Below are 16,715 nucleotides of genomic sequence, written 5' to 3'. Positions count from 1 at the left end.
CGAATAAGTGATCAGGATTGATGCCTTTTTCGTGGATCATCCAGCGGATCTGCTCAGCCTTGCGGCGGTCGCTGGCCACCGCCAGTTGCAGGGCCGGACCCTCGAAGTAATCGCCCGGGTCCCAGGGCAGCCGCTCGCCGCTTGCGGGCGGCGCCGCCCAGCACGCAGTCAGGGCGCACAGCATCAGGCCGGCCAGGGTCCAGCGGCGCAGCGGCGAGGGCGGTAGCGGCAGCGTCATGGCGGCGGTCGTCCTTGGCGTGGGGCGGCCCGAATGTAACAAAGCCGACGTTTGACAGGGGCGGGTTGAAGTGGCAGTTTCGGTCAGAGCTTAGCGCCGTTCAGGGATAGAACCGCCATGTCCACGCCCGAGCAGGACCTCCCGTCGCAAACCCCGCGCACGGTTGAGGAAAAGATCGCTCAGTTGCGCGAGCAACAGGCCTTGCTGACGTCGATGCGCGAGCGTTCGGCGAGCAGCGGCGACCGCGAGCTGGGCAGCCAGGCCGATGCCCTGCAACGCCAATACCACGCCCGAGAAATGGCCGGGCTGGCGGCCGACGTTTACCGCTCTGCCGAACACACTGGCCAACCGCCGCCCGGTTGGCTGCGCGGCAGCGAACATCCGGACCTATTGCGTAAGGCCGGTGTGGGTTGGAGCGACGATCGCGTCGACCAACTGCTGCAGCCCGACGATTCGGCCTTCCGTGCGGAAATCTATCTGCCCGATCCGCGCGTGTACGGTCCCGAGGTCAAACCGGTCCTCAGTTACAAGGGCTCCAACGGCCCGGTGGTGTTCGACGAGAGCGGCAAGCAGGTTACGCGCGAATCCGCCCCCGAAGACTGGATGAACAACGGTCGTCAGGGGCTGGGATTGCGCAGCGACTATTACGACCGGGCGATGGAAGTCGCGGTCGAGTTCAGAAACTCCAAGGTGGGCGGCAACTTCGAAATCGTCGGCCACTCCCTGGGCGGCGGCATGGCCTCCGCAGGCTCGGCCATCACCGGCGTGCCCGCCACCACCTTCAACGCCGCCGGCCTGCATCAGGCCACGGCGCAGCGCTATGCGGATCAAAACGGCCTGACCGTCCACAACCCCAATCAGACCGTCGTGGCCTACCAGGTCACCGGCGAAGTGCTCACCGACGTGCAGACCAGCATAGACCGCATGAACGGTCAGCGCCGGGCCGAACTCGGTCGCGTCGCCAACCAGGCTTCGGAACTGATGCGCCTGCCGGGCGCGAAGGAACTGCTGGGCCAGCAGCTCGCGCAGCACCTGCCTTACAGCCGCGAGGCCCAGGCCGACGCGCGCGGTCTGGTCGATGCCTTGGCGACCCAGTCGGGCAACCGCGCGCTGCGCGACATGCCGCTCGCGGCGGGCCAGGTGCAGCCCTTGCTGACGCCGAAAACGCGCGACGCCCAGGGCAGCCTGATCGATCGACCGCAGGCGATGTCGCTGGGGCAGGCCGGCGAGTTCGCCGGGCCGCTGCTGCGCGTGGCTACGGTATCGCTGGCCGGCGCCCAGGTCGGGCGCCAGGCCGGTGAAGTCGTTGCCGGTGGCGGCCGTGTCGCCGACCGCGGGCTGGACCTGGCCGGCGACGGCGCGCGCGTTGGACTGCAGATGAGCGGGCGTGCCGCCCAGGCCGGCACCCACACCGTCGGCCAGATTACCGGCTGGCAGGTGCGCACCGGCGGCGAAGCTGTGGCCCAGGTGCAATTGGTGTCGGGCCGTGCCGCGGCCGCGGTAGACATGGTTCAGTGCGAAGGCGCCAAGTGGACCAACAGCGCCACCAATACCTTCCTGCGCGGCGCCGGGCGCTGGGTGCCGATGCTCAACGACATCGCCGATCAGCGCGACCGCGCCACCGCGCAGTACTGCGAGGCCCAGCGCGGCGAAGCGCGCGCGGCCCTGACCGGTTCGCAGCAGGCGGCCAACAACACGCGTGCGGGCGCCAATCAGGGCGCGCGCGCGATCGAGCAGACCGCCGACGCGGTCGGCGCCCACGTGCGTCGCGGCGCCGATGGCGCGGGGCATTCCATCGATGCCACGCTCGATGCCACCGGCTACCAGATCCGTCGCACCACCAGCTACGCGCCGCTGGGTTTCGCCCTGACCGGCGCGACCGTGGCCGGCGTCGGCGGCGCCGCGGTCACCTTCGATCCGACCCGTCCGGGCGGCATCGGCAACATCGTCCAGACCAAGGTGTTGTTCGACAACATCGGCCAGGCCGCGGGCGAAGCGGTGCAGCGCCACGGCATGGTCGACACCGTGCTGCCCAGCCTGGATTTCCGCACCCGCGAAATGGAGCGTGCGGCAGCGCAACGCCTGCCGCAGACGATCGCTCCGCCGGCGCAGGACAGCCCGATCGTGCCGCAGGCGACTCCGGGCACGCGCGGCGCCAACGCGAACCCGCCCGGCGACGGTGTGCTGCTCAACGATCCGCGTCATTCGCAGTACCCGCTGTACCGCGGCGCGGCCGAGGGCGTGTACGCCTTGGACGCGCGCTTCGACCGCACCCCCGATCCGCGCAGCGACCAGCTTGCCGGCTCGCTCGCGGTCGCGGCGATGCGCAGCGGCATGCAGGAGATCAACCACGTCGAGCTCAGCCGCGACGCCAGCCGCGTGTTCGCGGTGCAGGGCCGGCTGGACGATCCCGCGCGCCTCAACGCCAGCGTCGAAACCGCGCGCGGCATGGACACGCCCTTGCGCGAGAGCAGCCAGCGTGCGGCGGAGATCGAAGCCGCACGCGCGCCGAATCAGGTCCAGGCCCAGGACCCAAGCCAGGATCCGCAGACCGCCGAACGCGCCGCGCGTCGGGCTTGAGCCCGCTCGGTCGGCGCCGGGGCCGTTAAGCGGCCTCGCCGGAAACCCTATCGACTCTGGCCGCCGCCGCAGCCTGCGTGCGCACAGGCTTCGTCTCGCACTGCGCCCAGTCGTGTTCGCACTGCGGCGAGCCGAGCCCGCATGGGGCGGCTTTGCGCCGACAATGGACGCGTAGGCACAGTGCCTGCGCTTTCGCTACGCGCCGTGGGGCGCGTGCACGAATTTCGCTAACGGATACGGACGGCAGAACGGCATGCAGCCGCTCGCGTCTGTGCACGCTCGTGGGTGCGTGGCGGAGGCCTGAAATCGATTGCCGCGACGTACGCTTGGATGTGAATGAACGATGGCTCCGGATTCCCTTACGCCCAGCAGACCGCCTGCTGAAGCCGTCGCGCCCCAGCACGATCTTGCCCTGCTGGGTCTGGCGATGCTGGCGCAATTCCATGGCATCGCTGCCGATCCAGCGCAACTGACGCATCAGTTCGGCCGCGGTGGCGAGCCGTTCGACGACGCGTCCCTGTTGTTGGCCGCCAAGCAGTTGGGGCTCAAGGCCCGCATCACGCGTACCTCGTCCGAGCGTGTCGCCATGGCCGCGTTGCCGGCCTTGGCCTTGGCTCAAGACGGGCGGCATTTCGTGGTCGCCAAGGCCGGCGACGACTCCTTGCTGGTGCACGAACTCGGCGAAGGCCGCGCCAAGGTGATGACGCGCGACGCCTTCGAGCAGCGCTACCACGGCCGCCTGCTGCAGGTGACTTCCCGAGCTTCGGTGCTGGGCCAGTTGGCCAAGTTCGATTTCCGCTGGTTCGTGCCGGCGGTGGTCAAGTATCGCCGCCTGTTGGTCGAAGTGCTGGTGGTGTCGCTGTTCCTGCAACTGTTCGCACTGGTGACGCCGCTGTTCTTTCAAGTCGTGATGGACAAGGTGCTGGTGCACCGCAGCCTGACCACGCTTGAGGTCGTGGTGGTCGGATTGATCGCGATCGCGGTGTTCGACGTAGTGCTGACCGGATTGCGCGCCTATACCTTCTCCCACACCACCAGCAAGATCGACGTCGAGTTGGGGGCGAGGCTGTTCCGGCACATCCTGGCCTTGCCCTTGAGCTATTTCGAGTCGCGGCGCGTGGGCGACACCATCGCGCGCGTGCGCGAGCTGGAGAACATTCGCAATTTTCTGACCGGACAGGCGCTGACCTCGGTGCTGGATCTGCTGTTCACGGTGCTGTTCCTGGCGGTGATGTTCTACTACAGCGGCTGGCTCACCCTGGTCGTGGTGATCTCGTTGCCGGTGTACGCGTTGTGGTCGGCTTCGATCACGCCGGTGCTGCGCAAGCGTCTGAACGACAAGTTCGCGCGCGGCGCCGATAACCAATCGTTCCTGGTGGAAACCGTCAACGGCATAGGAACGGTCAAGGCCACCGCGGTGGATCCGCGCGTCACCCGAACCTGGGACAACCAACTGGCCGGATACGTCGAGGCGTCGTTCAAGGTGTCGCGGCTGGCGAATATCGGCCAACAGGGCATTCAGTTGGTGCAGAAGCTGGTGGCGATCTGCATCCTGTTTTTCGGCGCCAAGCTGGTCATCGCGGGCGAGCTGTCGCTAGGGCAGCTGATCGCGTTCAACATGTTGTCCGGACAAGTCTCCGCGCCCATCGTGCGGCTGGCCCAGCTGTGGCAGGAGTTTCAGCAAGTCGGCATCTCGGTCGAGCGCTTGGGCGACATCCTCAATACCCGCACCGAGCTGCCCGGCAGTCGCATGGCCTTGCCGCCGATCCAGGGCCGGATCGGCTTCGACAAAGTGGTGTTCCGCTATCGCCCCGACAGCGCCGAGATCCTCGGCGGCATCGATCTGGATATCGCCCCTGGCGAGGTCATCGGCATCGTCGGCCGCTCCGGGTCCGGCAAGAGCACGCTGACCAAGTTGGTGCAGCGCCTGTATGTGCCCGAGCGTGGCCGCGTTCTGGTCGACGGCCATGATCTGGCGCTGGCGGACCCGGCCTGGCTGCGACGCCAGTTGGGCGTGGTGCTTCAGGAGAACTTCCTGTTCAACCGCAGCGTGCGCGAGAACATCGCGCTTAGCGATCCGGGCGCGCCGCTGCAGCGGGTGATCGAGGTCGCGCAGCTGGCCGGCGCGCACGATTTCATCCTCGAGTTGCCGCAGGGTTACGACACCGTGGTCGGCGAGCAAGGCGCGTCGCTGTCGGGAGGCCAGCGCCAGCGGCTGGCGATCGCGCGCGCCTTGATCGCCGACCCGCGCATCCTGATCTTCGACGAGGCGACCAGTGCCCTCGATTACGAGTCCGAGCATGCTGTAATGCGCAACATGCGCGCGATCTGCCGCAACCGTACCGTGCTGATCATCGCCCACCGATTGTCGACGGTGCGAACGGCGGATCGGATCATCGTGATGGAAAAGGGGCGTATCGTCGAAAGCGGCCGGCATGACGAGCTGTCGCAACGCCCCGACGGTCACTACGCGCGTCTGCTGCAGTTGCAACAGGGGGGCGCATGAAACATCTGGCATCGGCGTTATCGGAGTTCGTCTCGCGCTACGCCCAAGCCTTCAAGGCCTCCTGGGCGGAACGTAGCCGTCTTGAGCCGCCTCGGCGCGATGCCGACGAGCTGGCATTCCTGCCCGCGCACCTGGAGCTGACCGATACGCCGGTCTCGCCGACCGCGCGTTGGGCGATGCGCATCATCGTCGCGCTGTTCTGCGTGGCCTTGCTGTGGGCCGTCCTGGGCCAGCTCGATATCGTCGCGGTGGCCAACGGCAAGACCGTGGCTGGGTCGCGCACCAAGGTGGTTCAACCCGCCGAGACCGCGGTGGTGCGCCGTATCCTGGTGCGCGACGGCCAGACCGTGCGCAAGGGTCAGCTGCTGATCGAGCTCGATGCCACCAGCACCGGCGCCGACTACGCCAAGGCCGACGAGGCGCTGCTCAACGCGCGTCTGGCGGAGCTGCGCCTGGGCGCGATGATCGAAGCCCTGGATCGCGATGTGCCGCCGCGCTTGGCGGTCGATCCCGGCTTGCCCGAAGCGCGCCGCGACGCCGAGCAATTGCTCGCCAGCAGCCAGTTCCAGGCTTTCCGCGCACGCCGCGACAACCTACGCGCCGCCGCCGCGCAGCGACGTGCGGAGCTGCGTACCGGCTCGGCCATGGTCGGTCCGATGCAAGAAGCCGCCGCCATCGCCAAGAGCCGTGTGGACGACTACGCCGAGCTGGTGGACGCCAAGTACGTCGCTCGTCATGAATACCTGTTGCGCAAACAGGAGCATATCGCCGCCGAACGCGATTTGGCCGCGCAGCGCAATCGCTTGCGCGAGATATCCGCTTCGCTGGACGGCGCGGAGGAAGAGCTGCGCGTTCTGGTGGCCGATACCCGCGAACAGACCCTGGACGGCCTGCGCCAGGCGCGCGAACAGGTACGTCAGTCGACGCCGGACCGTGCCAAGGCAGGGCAACGCGACCGCTTGATGCAGTTGCGAGCGCCGGTAGCGGGCACCGTGCAGCAGCTGGCGGTGCATACCGTGGGCGGCGTGGTGACGCCCGCCCAGCCGTTGTTGGCGGTGGTGCCCAGCGAGGAAGCGCTTGAAGTGGAAGCCACGGTACTGAACAAGGACATCGGTTTCGTGCGCGCGGGGCAACGCGCGACTGTGAAAGTCGAAAGCTTCCCTTATACCCGCTACGGCTATCTCGAAGGCACGGTGGAAAGCGTCTCCCACGACGCAGCACAGGACGAGAAGCTGGGCCTGGTGTTTCCCGCACGCGTGCGTCTAAGCGACGCGTACCTGATCGTGGACGGGGTGAGGGTCGCCCTGACGCCCGGCATGTCGTTGAGCGTCGAGATCAAGACCGGAAAGCGACGCGTGATCGACTATCTGTTGAGTCCACTGAAGCAGCATGGTGATGAAGCGATGCGCGAGCGTTAACGCAACGCGCCGGGCGTCATCGTCGGCGCTTGGTTGAATTCGCCCCGTTCGAGTCGGGGCTTGTATGCGACCCCCGCTGGCATCGGCAGGCGGCGCTGCGCTCAGAAGGACGTGAGCCGGTAGCGCGAAATGGCTGCCGAGTCGGTCCGATTGGCCGACTTGCGTCTTCGAAGAACAGCTGCGACGCCGGTGCGATTCTGCATGGTCAGTTGCCGCGCTCCACCGTCTTTTGGAGGCGACTTCTTGGCCGCCAATGAGCACGAACAACGTGCTAACCATTCATAAAAATGCAGTGCGCCGAATCGTGGCGATAGTGCGCTGAAGCGACGACAAATCGCGTGCAAACGCGCAGACAATCCTCGCATGGAGCGGGCGCACGAAGCGCCGAACGGAACAGGACAGCGCGATCGCCGGATTCGGATCGGGGCGTGTCCCGGTCTGCGCAGAGGGGAACGTTATCGGGATCGAGCGCGGGCCGCATTGGCGCCGCCGTGGCCGGCTGCACTTCGCTTTTCGCACCAGCTGACCGCGACGTTCTTGGTAGCTGTTCTCGTTCGCCATTACCCGCCTGCCGTGCGCGCAGGTCAGAACGTGATGGCCACAACGGCCGACAATTCAAAAGGAGCGGTGTATGTCCGAGGAAAGTGCAGAAGACCAACAGTTTGCGATGATGATGACGGAGCTCTCAGCGGCATTTCAGGGAAACGTTTCGCGAGGGCTGGCGGGCGCCGGGGTCGAGATCGACGCCGAGGATGCGTCCTTGGAGACGCTCGTGTCAGTCGCAGAGGACGCGTTCCGACAGAATGCCGAGCTCGCTGCAGCCTATGCGGATCGCTATGAAGCGAGAGGAGAGGTCAAGCTTGCAACGATATGCCGAGAGATTCAGCGTAATTTCGAAGAGCAGTCGCAGGTATTTCGTGTGGTCGAAGGAGGACCCCCGGCAGCTGAGATAGTGCTTGCTTTCTGCGCAAAGACTTTCGATACGCTCGAAACGCAGTCGGAGTTTGTTGCCTTCGGGGCAACTGCCGAGAAGATTATCAAGCCTATGGCCAAGGGCTTAATGATTATCGAGCTCGGTGAGAAAGCCTGGCACGGTGATGTCTCGGCTTTCGTTGGCGTGCTCGGCGGTGCGCTTGTCGGCACTGTGGTGACTGCGCTGGCGATGACCGCCGTCGCGGCTGCTGGGCTTCTCTACTGGCCGGTTATCGCGGCCGTCACCGTGGTGGGTGTCATCGCAAGCTTCGTCGGAAGCAGCATGACCGATTCCTTCGTGGAGGAACTGCTCGAGTTCGATCGAGAGCCGGGCGACGTACGCAGCCGAGCGCATCGATTGATCTCGCAGATGGTTACTCTGGGAGGTAGCGCTGAGCTGCCTGCCCTCGGCGACTATGTTGCGTTCGGGACGGATGGGGCGGATACCCTAACCGTGAACTATCCCGTAAGCGCCTTGAACCCCGGCAGTGTGCTGATCGGCGACGGAGGTAACGATATCCTGCTCGGCGGCTCATGGGACGATCGCCTTAGCGGTGGCGCAGACAACGATACGCTGCACGGAGGGTATGGCGCCGACATCCTGTTGGGCGGCAGCGGCGACGACTTGCTCGACGGCGGCATGGGGGTCGACCGGCTTGAGGGCGGGGCCGGTTTCGACACCTACAGCTTCTCGACCGACGACCTTAAGAACGCTGGTACACGCGATACGATCACCGATAGCGACGGCTCGGGCCGGATCACCTTCAACGGTGTCGACCTGTCGGGTACGGGCATCGGCTTCGACAATATACGCAGCAACGCCATCGGTTCATGGGATACCGCCAACGGCGAGTTCCGTCTGCTCGTAATCGGTGCGGGTACGCCCACGCAATCGCTGCTCATCGTGCGCAGGCTCATCGATGGACGGTCGGGCGGGCAGATCCTGATCCAGTCCTGGCGCAACGGCGACCTGGGAATTTCACTGCCGGGTTACGACGAGGTCGGCGCCGCACTGGGTTTGGGCGAGGGTGACGATCTGTTCGGCGAATCGGGCAGCAACGATGGCGTCGACTCCATCGCGGCCAAAGGCGGCAACGACGGTATCGAGGGCGGCGCCAGCGACGATGTCCTCGATGGCGGGGCGGGCGCGGATCTGATCTTCGGCGGCAGCGGCGACGACCGCATTCTGGGTGGCGACGGCGACGACATCATCCTAGACGGCTCGGAACTGCAGAACATGCGCGAGCTGCGTACCTATATCGATAGTAGCGGGAAGAGCGAGCAGCAGCGTTTCGACGAAGAACTCTTGCAGCACGGCGCTTCGGTGATCGCACGTGGAAAAAACTGGTTCGTCTATCGACAGGATGGCGTGGCGGCGACAGGAGATGCCACCCAGGACGGCGTTTATATCATTCGCACTCCAGACGGATCCGTTTACCTGGACCCTGAGACGCTCGGCAGCGGAGACGATTTCATCGATGCCGGCGCCGGGTCCGACCGTGTGTCTGCGGGCGAGGGCGACGACATCGTCATCGGAGGCCTGGGCAATGATTCGCTGAACGGCGGCCACGACGACGATACCTTGTCTGGCGGCGAAGGCGACGACACCTTGGTCGGTGACCTTGCCGATGGTGCGATACCGGGGGTGACGCTGACGGCCCTGGTTTCGAGCGCCGCCAACAAGAACGGCGACGACATACTCGACGGCGGCAATGGCAACGACACGCTCATCGGCATGGGCGGCAACGACACGCTGTATGGCGGCGACGGCGACGACAAACTGTACGGACGCAACGGCCAGCCCAGCGGTGCGGCCGACGCCGGCGACACCGACGCGGATTATCTCGACGGCGGCGAGGGCGCGGATCAGCTCGCCGGCCAGGACGGCGACGACGTGTTGCTGGGCGGCGGCGGCAACGACATCCTGTTCGGCGACGACGAACATGCCGGCACCCGCTACGGCGACGACCACCTTGAGGGCGGAGACGGCGACGATAAGCTCTATGGCGGCGGGGGCGACGACTACCTGTCGGGTGGGCAGGGCGTGGACGACCTGGTCGGCGGCGAAGGCCGGGACACGCTGTCCGGCGGTGCGGGCAATGATCGTCTGTTCGGCGAGGGCGGCAACGACGGTCTGGTCGGCGGCGACGGCGACGACGTCCTGCTCGGCGGCGACGGCGACGATGCGCTGCTCGGCGAGGCTGGCGTCGATCTGTTGCGTGGCGGCGACGGCGACGATGCCATGTCCGGCGGCACCGGCAACGACGAGTTGCAGGGTGGCGCCGGCAACGACTACCTGGACGGCGGCGAGGACGACGACAAGGTGTTCGGCGAGGACGGCGACGATAGGATCAGCGGCAGCGCCGGTGCCGACCAGTTGGTCGGCGAAGCCGGCAACGATCGCATCGACGGCGGTGTCGGCAACGACCGGCTCTGGGGCGGCAGCGGCAACGACTCCTTGGACGGCGGCGAAGGCAGCGACGAACTTTACGGCGATTCCGGCGCCGATCGCTTGTCGGGTGGCAATGGCAACGACCAGCTCGACGGCGGTGCCGATGCCGACGTGCTGAACGGCAATGCCGGCAACGACAGCCTGTTCGGTGGCGACGGCGACGATGTGCTGCGCGGCGACAGCGGCGACGATCTGCTCAACGGCGCCGCGGGTGTCGATCAGCTGCTTGGCGGCGAGGGCGCCGACCAGGCGTGGGGTGGTGAGGGCAACGACAGCCTCAAAGGCGATGCCGGGGACGACGTGCTGGCGGGCGAGGAGGGCGACGACCTCCTGGAGGGCGGTGCCGGCAACGACATGCTCGCCGGCGGCAGCGGCAACGACCGCTATCGCTTCGAGACCGGTTTCGGTCAGGACCGCATCCTCGCCGATGAGGAAGGCGAGGTTGGCATCGATACTCTGGAGTTCGGTGCCGGCATCGCGCCAGGCGACCTTAGTTATCAAGTGATCGGCCGCAACCTGCTGATCAAGGTCGGAAGCGGCGGCGACGCCGTCCTGGTGGAGGATTACTTCAATCCCGACACTCAGATCGGTCTGAGTTTCGCCGATGGCACCACGCTGGACCGCGCACAACTGGAACAACTGCTGGGTGCGCTGGTGCCGGTGGTCGGTTCGAGCGGCGACGACGTAATCGGTGGGACCGGGGGCAACGACACCCTGTTCGGCGAAGACGGCAACGATCGGCTGGACGGCGCCAGTGGCGACGACCAGATCAGCGGCGGAAAAGGCAACGACGTATTGGCCGGCGGCAGCGGCAACGACCTGTTGCAAGGCGACGAAGGCGACGATGTCTACAGCTTCGACGCCTACTTCGGAATGGATACGGTGCTCGGCCTTGGCGATTCCGGCGCGGGTCGGGACACGATCCGCTTCAACTTCGCCTTCAATGCAGCGGACATGAGTTTCGGTCCGACGGAGGAGGGTAGCGACGATTTGGTCCTGGTGTTCAACCAATCGGGGACGATCAGCAGTCTGGGCATCGACGGCTTCTTCGCCCCGGGCAGCAATCACAGCATCGAGTTCAGCGACGGCGTGCGCATCACCGCGACAGATTCGCAGCTGGTCTATTCCTATCAAGGTGGCGGCGGTGCGGACGAGTTCTACGGCAACGTGAGCAGCGAGCACTTCTCCGGCGGCGCTGGCGACGACAAGCTCTACGGCCACTATGGCAGCGACACGCTGGACGGCGGCGCCGACAACGACGTGATCGGCGGCGCTCAAGATAACGACATTCTGCTCGGCGGGGATGGAGACGACAGCCTGGATGGCGGCAGCGGCGACGACCTGCTGGTCGGCGGTACGGGCGACGACTATCTGATCGGCGACTCCGGTTACGATCGCTATCGCTTCGATCGCGGCTTCGGGCACGACACCATCGAGAACGTGCGATATGGCGACCGAGGCGGCTATACCGACGACGTCGAGTTCGGCGCGGGCATTTCGCCGGCCGACGTGTCCGCGAAAAATCGCAACGGCCAGGATCTGGTGCTGAGTTTCGCAGGTTCGGACGACCAACTGGTGATCCTGAACTACTTCCGCGACGACGGCCGATCGGGCTATGCGGTCGATAACATCCGCTTCGCCGACGGCACGGTTTGGAACGTCGCAACCGTGATGGCCATGGCCTTGCAGAGCACCGACGGCGACGACAGCCTGTTCGGTTACGACAGCGACGACAGCCTGTCCGGCGGTCTGGGCGGCGACGATCTGCACGGAGGTCGCGGCAACGATGTGATCGACGGCGGCGCGGGCGACGATGTGCTGGACGGCGGCGCCGGTCACGACGTCTATCGTTTCGGTCGGGGTTCCGGAAGCGATACGCTGGTCGAGATCCCGAAGGATCCGCAAGGCGAGTGGGACAACGCTCACTACGTGGCCCTGTTCCGCGCCGCGTCCGAAGGGATCGACACGGTCGAGTTCGGGGACGGCATCGCTGAGGGCGACGTAGTGCTGCGGCGCGAAGGCAATGACCTGGTGCTGTCGATCCGCGACACCCAGGACGTGTTGCGCGTGCCTCACTACTTCGGCTGGGCGGCGTCCGTCGATGATGGCGGGGAGCCCGGTTCTGGACCGGCGTTCGCCCGGTTCTCGGATACCGGTGGCGACGGCGCCTATACCGGCCCGGAGGATGTCGGCCGTGCGGCCGAGTTCTTCCGCTTCGCCGATGGCACCACTTGGGACCGCGAGCGCGTGCAGGCCCTGATCGATGGGCAGCGCCGCAGCGGCGAGGGCGACGACGTGATCGTCGGCGACGACGGCGACGCCGATACGAGCGTACTGTCCGGCCGCGGCGGCAACGACCTCATTCGCGGCAATCAGGGCGACGACGTGATCGACGGCGGCGCGGGCAACGACATCCTCGATGGCGGTCTGTTCCGGGTCGATTTCGGCGCGCCTTACGGTAACGACCTGATGAAGGGCGGCACGGGCGACGACACCTACCGCTACGACTGGGGCAATGACGTGATCGATAACAGCGTCGGTGCCGGCGAAACGGCCGGCTACGACGTGGTCGAGATCGACGCCTATGCCGATGACGTGTCGTTGGAGCGCGTTGGTAACGACCTGCTCCTGCGTCAGCGCGACCACGAGCAGGACTCGACGCTGACCATCCGCGACTACTTCTCGCGTCCGGATCAGGCGATTTCGGAGATCCACTTCGCCGACGGTAGTGCCTGGCTGCAGGCCGACATTCTCGACCAGGTCACCGGAGCCGGGCTGATACAGGGCGGCATCTACGGCGATACCCTGATCGGGCGCGGCGGCGCCGATACCCTGGACGGCGGCGATGGCGACGATACCTTGATCGGCAAGGCCGGCAACGACCGCCTGATCGGCGGCGATGGCAACGATAGCTTGTACGGCGGCTTGGGCAACGACATCCTCGATGGCGGCGCCGGCAACGACACCTTGGACGGCGGCAGCGGCGAGAACGTTTACCGCTTCGGCAGCGGCGACGGCTACGACTACGCTTACGACAGCGGCGGCGGCGCCGTGATCGAGCTCAAGAGCGGGCTGACGCTCGCGGATTTGATCGTGCAGGGCCGTGGTAACGAGCCGGGTGCGACGCTACGTATCCGCGGCAGCGAAGACGTGTTCGTGTTGAACGGCAATCTGGCGCAGCTCCGTTTCGCCGACGGCAGCAGCTACGACGCGGCGGCGATTCGCGCGCTGATGCTCGCGTCCGCGACCGAAGGCAATGACGTGCTCGTCGGCGGCGGGGGCGACGATGCGTTGTCGGGCGGTGCCGGCGACGACGTACTCTACGGTCAGGGTGGCGACGATGTGCTCGACGGCGGCGCGGGATCGGACGAGTTGGATGGCGGCGCCGGAGCCGACAGCTACGTATTCGGCCGCGGCGCCGGCAGCGACACGCTGATCGACGACGATGCCGATTCGGTGCTGCGCCTCGGCGCGGGTATCTCGGTGGACGACGTGGTGCTGCAGGCGTATGGCAGCAGCGATCAGGGGCATGTGTTGCGCCTGATCGGTAGCGAGGACCAGCTGCGCCTGGATGCGGGCCGTCTCGCCCAGATCCGCTTCGACGACGGCACGGTGTGGGACGCTGCTCAGATTCGCGCGCGCCTGCTCGCTAGCGGGGACGGCGACGACCGGGTGCTGGGATCCTCGGACGGCGACACGATCCAGGGCGGGGCTGGCGACGATCGCCTCTACGGCGGCGCCGGCGACGATGTGCTCGAAGGCGGCGCCGGTAGCGATTTCCTGGAAGGCGGCGGCGGCAACGACACCTATCGTTTCGGTCGCGGTTCCGGCGAGGACTACGTGCGCAACGGCTATGCCGGTGTCGAGCCTGGGGAGACCAGCACGATCGAACTGGGCGCGGGAATCGCGGTCACCGACGTTTCGGTGCGGCTGGGGACCTTCGGTTCCGGGTTGGTGCTGAGTATCGACGGCAGCGAGGATAGCCTGCAGATCGAAGATTACGCATTGGTCGACGGTGGCGATGGCGCCGCGTATGCCATCGTATTCGCCGACGGCACGCGTTGGACGGCGGCCGACGTGCGCGCACGCTTGCTCGCCGGCAGCGACGACAGCGACGTCATCGACGGTCTCGCCTCCGGCGACCTCATCTCGGGCAGAGACGGCGACGACAGCTTGAACGGCCGCGACGGCGACGATGATCTGAGCGGCGACGCGGGCGACGATGTACTGTCCGGCGGCCACGGCGACGACCGTCTCGACGGCGGCGTCGGCGACGACCGGCTGGACGGTGGCTTGGGCAACGACGTGGTGCGGTTCGGCCGCGGCGACGGCCGGGATACGGTCGTCTACGGCGACGCCTTGCTCAGCGACGTGGATGTGCTGGAACTGAAGGACGGCGTCGCCGTCTCCGACGTCAGCCTGCATCGGTCCGGGGTTGACCTGATCGTGCATATCGAAGGGAGTAGCGACAGCATCACCATCCAGGGCCACTTCGAAGCCGACGGGGAAACCGTGGGTGCGCTGGATCGGATTCGTTTCGCCGACGGCACGGTGTGGACCACCGCGCAGATCGCCAACCGGCTGGCGACCGCCACGGAGGCGCCGCCGCTGGAGCCCGAGGAAGACGGTGCAGGCTTCACCTTCGCGAGCGAGTACTGGTACCAGTACTACCCGGTGCGCCTGGGCAGTGTCGACGACGACGAAATGAGTACGAGGACAGGCCTTAGAACCGCAGTGTCCGGTGGCGGCGGTAACGACCGCCTCTACGGAAGGGGTCATCGCGACGGCTTGTTTGGCGGCGCCGGCGACGATTTTCTCATGGCGAGCATCTACGGCAGCTCTCTGCACGGCGGCTCGGGCTGGGATCGCCTGTTCGGCGGCGTCGGCGAGGACTTCATGCTCGGCGGTTCGGGCAATGACTTCCTCGACGCGGCCAGCGGCGACGATGACCTCAGCGGCGGTGACGGTCACGACGTGCTCAATGCGGGCTTTGGCGACGACACCCTGAGTGGCGGCGAAGGCAGCGACACCTTGTTCGGCGGACAGGGTAACGATGCGCTCGATGGCGGCGCCGGCAACGATATGCTCAATGGCGAGCAAGGCGACGACACCTTGCTTGGCGGCAGCGGCAGCGACAGCTTCCACTTCGGCCGTGGTTGGGGACGCGATCGCATCCTGGCCGAATCGAGGACCGTCGGCGCGTCGCCGCGCAACGGGGATGCGACCTGGGACGTGGTGACCTTCGGGGTCGGCATCGCGGCCGGCGATTTGCGCTGGCAGCGCCAGGACCGCGATCTGGTGATCGCCATCGCCGGCACGGACGACCGCTTGACCGTGACCGACTACTTCGATGCCGACGGCAATCGCGATGCGCTGTCGATCGATGCGTTCCGCTTCCAGGACGGCAGCGAGTGGAGCTACGCGCAAATCGCCGCCTACCTGACTACCGGCGGGGCTGGTGACGATACCTTGCGCGGCTTCGCGGGCGACGATCTGATGACCGGCGGCGCCGGTAACGATCGGCTGTCGGGGCAGGGCGGCCATGACCGCATCGAAGGCGGCGATGGCGACGATCTGCTGGCCGGCGACGGCGGCAACGACATCCTGGTCGGCGGGGCCGGCAGCGACAGCTTGTTCGGTGGCGCCGGCAGCGACGTCTACGCCTTCGAGCTCGGCTTCGGCCGCGACCGCATCTCCGACTACGTCCACGATGCGGCGCCAGGCGACCTCGACGAGATCGCATTCGGCGTCGGCATCGCGGCCAGCGATCTGCATGTGTCGCGTGTGGGCGACGATCTGCTGATCGAGCGCATCGGCAGCGCCGATGCGGTGACCGTGGCGGCTTACTTCGCCACGACGGCGGGCGGGGGACGACCCAATGCGGTCGAGCGGATCCGCTTCGCCGACGGCACGGTGTGGACCCAGGACGACGTGGTCGCGAGTCTGGCGCCGGCGCCGCTGGCATCGGCGGCGCAATTCCGCGGCGGACCGACCGCCAGCGACTGCGGCGTCGATGGCGTGGTGGCCGATGCGCCGTGGGCGGAGAACGGCCGTTATGCGCAGGAAGTGGATCCGGTCGCGCAACGTACGGCGTCGGCGATCGCGCTGGGTGGACGCCTGCCTGCCTTGGAACGGGTGGAGACGCTGTCGGCTGGATACCTGCGGCTCGACGATGCCGGCTTGGCCGAAGTCCGCGCCGGTGGCGGCCACGGCATTCGTCCCGATGCCGCGGCCGGCGCGGCCGAGCGCGACCGCAACGTCGCCGCCCTGATCTCGGCGATGGCGAGCTTCGCGCCGCAGGCCGGGGGGGCGTCCGACGCCGATCTGGGCGGCGGGCACAGCTGGCAGAGCGTGTACACGCTGGCCCTGGCGACGCCGCATTGAATCGTCGTTTGACGCCTTAGTGGGTCGCGTCCGGGCGCCGTTACGGCGCCCGGACGTAGATCGACCAGGTCGGCCTTGTCGGCCGGACGGATCGTATGCGCCCGGACACGGGGGGCGGGCGTAGAGGCACGGCAAGCGCGGTGGCGGGCGTCTGTGCCTTAGCGG

At 66.8% G+C, this 16,715-nt stretch carries 4 protein-coding genes and 1 pseudogene; 4 read left to right on the top strand and 1 reads right to left on the bottom strand.

Translation table 11 applies throughout. The annotated features are described in order from the left end of the window. Positions 1-238, bottom strand: a pseudogene (locus ASE35_RS07515) (hypothetical protein); the annotation flags it as partial. A gap of 117 nt (positions 239-355) precedes the next feature. On the opposite strand from ASE35_RS07515, the gene ASE35_RS07510 reads away from it, so the two are divergent. From ASE35_RS07510 to ASE35_RS22220, 4 genes are all read left to right on the top strand, one after another. Continuing rightward, positions 356-2,818: an XVIPCD domain-containing protein gene (locus ASE35_RS07510; protein WP_157489310.1), complete on the top strand. Its 2,463-nt coding sequence runs from the start codon at positions 356-358 to the stop codon at positions 2,816-2,818. A gap of 343 nt (positions 2,819-3,161) precedes the next feature. Continuing rightward, positions 3,162-5,324 (top strand): type I secretion system permease/ATPase, encoded by a 2,163-nt coding sequence (locus ASE35_RS07505; RefSeq protein WP_057163367.1) that lies wholly within the window; start codon positions 3,162-3,164, stop codon positions 5,322-5,324. Then, positions 5,321-6,742, top strand: coding sequence for an HlyD family type I secretion periplasmic adaptor subunit (locus ASE35_RS07500; protein ID WP_057163366.1), 1,422 nt, complete (start codon positions 5,321-5,323; stop codon positions 6,740-6,742). Before ASE35_RS07505 ends, ASE35_RS07500 begins: the two co-directional genes overlap by 4 nt. 631 nt (positions 6,743-7,373) lie before the next feature. Beyond that, a complete protein-coding gene (locus ASE35_RS22220) occupies positions 7,374-16,550 on the top strand; it encodes a calcium-binding protein (protein ID WP_157489309.1) in 9,177 nt (3,058 codons plus the stop codon). Positions 16,551-16,715 lie beyond the last annotated feature (165 nt).

It is taken from the genome of Lysobacter sp. Root916, assembly GCF_001429785.1.
Taxonomy (GTDB): domain Bacteria; phylum Pseudomonadota; class Gammaproteobacteria; order Xanthomonadales; family Xanthomonadaceae; genus Lysobacter.
Note: the sequence above shows the minus strand (reverse complement) of the source record. Positions and strands in the feature narration are given on the sequence as shown.